Annotated in this window: 4 protein-coding genes, 1 rRNA gene and 1 pseudogene; 5 read left to right on the top strand and 1 reads right to left on the bottom strand. The window is 67.4% G+C overall.

All coding sequences use genetic code 11. The features are described 5' to 3' along the window. From ACKOQ4_RS05245 to ACKOQ4_RS05235, 3 genes and pseudogenes are all read left to right on the top strand, one after another. On the top strand, nucleotides 1-382 hold a 382-nt coding region (locus ACKOQ4_RS05245), incomplete at its 5' end, for an ATP synthase beta subunit C-terminal domain-containing protein (RefSeq protein WP_526289531.1). A gap of 30 nt (nucleotides 383-412) precedes the next feature. Further along, nucleotides 413-745, top strand: a pseudogene (locus tag ACKOQ4_RS05240) (F0F1 ATP synthase subunit epsilon); the annotation flags it as partial. Nucleotides 746-764: 19 nt separating this feature from the next. After that, nucleotides 765-1,208 (top strand): DUF2550 family protein, encoded by a 444-nt coding sequence (locus ACKOQ4_RS05235; RefSeq protein WP_526289529.1) that lies wholly within the window; start codon nucleotides 765-767, stop codon nucleotides 1,206-1,208. Between the two features lie 10 nt (nucleotides 1,209-1,218). Here ACKOQ4_RS05235 and ACKOQ4_RS05230 read toward each other — a convergent pair whose 3' ends face one another. Then, complete coding sequence (locus tag ACKOQ4_RS05230) at nucleotides 1,219-1,806, bottom strand: cob(I)yrinic acid a,c-diamide adenosyltransferase (protein WP_526289527.1); 588 nt, start codon at nucleotides 1,804-1,806, stop codon at nucleotides 1,219-1,221. Nucleotides 1,807-1,869: 63 nt separating this feature from the next. Here ACKOQ4_RS05230 and murA point away from each other — a divergent pair, with 63 nt between their 5' ends. Then, nucleotides 1,870-3,123: a UDP-N-acetylglucosamine 1-carboxyvinyltransferase gene (gene murA / locus ACKOQ4_RS05225; protein WP_526289525.1), complete on the top strand. Its 1,254-nt coding sequence runs from the start codon at nucleotides 1,870-1,872 to the stop codon at nucleotides 3,121-3,123. Between the two features lie 293 nt (nucleotides 3,124-3,416). Next, nucleotides 3,417-3,481 (top strand): 16S ribosomal RNA (locus ACKOQ4_RS05220); the annotation flags it as partial.

Raw genomic sequence — 3,481 nt, 5'->3', positions numbered from 1 at the left:
GACCTCGACGTCGCGCGTGCTTGACCCGCTCATCGTGGGCCCGGAGCACTACGAGGTGGCGCGCGAGGTGCAGCGCGTCCTGCAGCGCTACCGTGACCTGCAGGACATCATCGCCATCCTGGGCATCGACGAGCTTGCCGAAGAGGACAAGCAGTTGGTCGGCCGCGCACGGCGCATCGAGCGCTTCCTGAGCCAGAACATGATGGCCGCCGAGCAGTTCACCGGCCAGCCGGGCTCCACGGTTCCGGTCAAGGAGACCGTCGAGGCGTTCGACAAGCTCGCCAAGGGCGACTTCGACCACGTTCCCGAGCAGGCCTTCTTCCTGATCGGCGGCCTGGACGACCTGGCGAAGAAGGCGCAGACCTTCGGCGTCACTCTGTGATCGCGGTGATCACGCGAAAGGTGCCCTGACATGGCCGAATTGGACGTCGCAATCGTCGCCGTCGAACGCGAGATCTGGTCGGGCAAGGCGACGTTCCTGTTCACCCGCACCACCTCCGGCGAGATAGGCATCCTGCCCAATCACATCCCGCTGGTGGCACAGCTCGTCGACGACGCGATGGTGCGGGTGGAGCGTGAGGGCGAGGAGGACCTGCGCGTCGCCGTCGACGGCGGATTCCTGACGGTGACCGAAGCCGGAGTGACGGTGCTGGCCGAGTCGGCCGAGTTCGCCTCCGAGATCGACGCCGACGCGGCCAAGGCCGACGCGGCATCCGACGATCCGCAGACGGCCGCGAGCGCTCGGCCAAATCGACTGACGTCCGGTGAGCGCGTCGATGGTCATCATGGTCGCGCTGGTCGGCCTGCTGTTGATCGTCGTCGTTGCACTGAGCTTTCGGCTATGGAAGTTGGGGCGGGGCGGGACACCCGGGATCCTGCGGGACACCCCGGCCGTCGGCGGTCACGGCTGGCGGCACGGGGTCATCCGCTACCACGGTGACGAAGCCGGGTTCTACCGGCTGTCCAGCCTCCGGTTGTGGCCGGACCGCCGGCTCAGCCGGCGCGGCCTGGAGATCATCTCCCGCCGGGCCCCGCAGGGCGACGAGGCCGACATCATGACCGACGAGATCGTGGTGCTGGAGTTGCAGGATCTCAGCGGCGGTCAGACCCGGGGTTACGAGATGGCCCTGGACCGGGGCGCGCTGACGGCGTTCCAGTCCTGGGTCGAGTCACGGCCGTCGCCCAGGTCGGGCCGGCCCGGGGTCTGACCCTCGCCGTTCAGTCCGGCTTCTTGCGGTCCGGTCCGCCCGGCTTCCACAGCACCTCGCCGTCCGGGTTGGCCGCCCGGGACAGGATGAACAGCAGGTCCGAGAGCCGGTTGAGGTAGCGCGCGGGCAGCGGGCTGACCGTCTGCGGGTGCGCCTTGACCGCGATCCACGCCGACCGCTCGGCGCGGCGTGTCACCGTCCGTGCGACGTGCAGCAGCGCGGACAGTGCGCTGCCGCCCGGCAGGATGAACGAATTCAGTTCCGGCAGCTGCTCGTTGAACTCGTCACACCACTTCTCCAGTCGCTCGATGTAGGGCTCGGTGATCCGCAGCGGCGGGTGTGCGGGCTCGGCCACTATCGGCGTGGACAGGTCGGCGCCCGCGTCGAACAGGTCGTTCTGGACCCAGGTCAGCACCGTGCGCAGCGGCTCATCGGGACGGCCGAGGGCGACCGCCACGCCGATGGCGGCGTTGGCCTCGTCGCAGTCGGCGTAGGCGATCAACCGGGGATCGCTCTTCTCCACCCGCGAGAAATCGCTGAGACTCGACGTCCCGTCGTCGCCGGTCTTGGTATAGATGCGGGTCAGATGCACTGCCATGAGTAGAACGGTACCGGCCCGCGGGCCCGGAACGGGCCGGCGACTGCTCTAAACTGACTCCTCGTGGGTGAGCGTTTCCTGGTGACCGGCGGTAACCGGTTGGCTGGCGAAGTCGCCGTCACCGGCGCCAAGAACAGCGTGCTCAAGCTCATGGCGGCCAGCCTGCTGGCCGAGGGCACCACCACCATCACCAACTGTCCGGACATCCTCGACGTCCCGCTGATGGCCGAGGTGCTTCGCGGCCTGGGCGCCAACGTCGAACTGGACGGCTCGGTGGTCCGCATCACCTCGCCCGACGAGCCGAAGTACGAGGCCGACTTCGCCGCGGTGCGGCAGTTCCGCGCGTCGGTGTGCGTGCTCGGCCCGCTCGTCGGCCGCTGCAAGCGTGCGCGGGTCGCGTTGCCGGGCGGCGACGCCATCGGCTCCCGCCCGTTGGACATGCACCAGTCGGGCCTGCGCCAGCTGGGCGCGGAGTGCACCATCGAACACGGGTGCGTCGTCGCCTCCGCCGACCGTCTGCGGGGCGCTGAGATCCAGCTCGAGTTCCCCTCGGTCGGGGCGACGGAGAACATCCTGATGGCCGCGGTCGTCGCCGAGGGCGTGACCACCATCCACAACGCCGCGCGCGAACCCGACGTGGTGGACCTGTGCGAGATGCTCAACCAGATGGGTGCGGCGATCCAGGGCGCGGGAACCTCGACCCTGACGATCACCGGTGTCCCGAAGCTGCACCCCACCGAGCACCGGGTGATCGGCGACCGGATCGTCGCGGCCACCTGGGGGATCGCCGCGACCATGACGCGCGGGGACATATCGGTCACCGGTGTCGACCCGGCCCACCTTCAGCTGGTGCTGCACAAGCTGCACGATGCCGGCGCCACCGTCACCCAGACCGACGACGGCTTCCGGGTCACCCAGTACGAGCGGCCCAAGGCCTGCAACATCGCCACCCTGCCGTTCCCCGGCTTCCCGACCGACCTGCAGCCGATGGCCATCGCGATGGCGTCGATCGCCGACGGCACCTCGATGATCACCGAGAACGTCTTCGAGGCCAGATTCCGGTTCGTCGAGGAGATGATCCGACTGGGCGCCGACGCCCGCACCGACGGGCACCACGCGGTGGTGCGTGGCATCCCGCAGCTGTCCAGCGCCCCGGTCTGGTCATCCGACATCCGTGCCGGCGCCGGCCTGGTGCTGGCCGGACTGGTCGCCGACGGGGAGACCGAGGTCCACGACGTGTTCCACATCGACCGCGGCTACCCGCTTTTCGTGGAGAACCTGCAGAGCCTCGGGGCGGAAATAGAACGCGCTCTCTGAGGTGTTGACACTCCCTGGACGCTCCGGGGCACCGGGGATCGGTGGGACAAACCCCCCGATTTGACCCTGTCATGACGCCGAAGTACGCTGGCAGGGTTGCCCTGTGGGCGGACGCTCAGCGGGTGTGTTGTTTGAGAACTCAATAGTGTGTTTGGTGGTTTTTGTTTGTTGTTTTTTGTTTTGTCGGGTTCTGGTACCCCCGTGCCGGGGCTTGGCTTTTTTTGCCAGATTTTTTCTGGTGCTTGGTCAGATTTTTCTGATTCGGATTCCGCCTCGTTTTTGCGAGGGGTTTTTGTTTGGAGAGTTTGATTCTGGCTCAGGACGAACGCTGGCGGCGTGCTTAACACATGCAAGTCGA

This window comes from Mycobacterium sp., from assembly GCF_046095365.1.
Classification (GTDB): Bacteria; Actinomycetota; Actinomycetes; order Mycobacteriales; family Mycobacteriaceae; genus Mycobacterium.
Note: the sequence above shows the minus strand (reverse complement) of the source record. Positions and strands in the feature narration are given on the sequence as shown.

Coding starts and splice junctions, on each gene's coding strand:
- ACKOQ4_RS05230 (WP_526289527.1), bottom strand. CDS start 1,806: ATGGCAGTGCATCTGACCCGCATCTATACCAAGACCGGCGACGACGGG.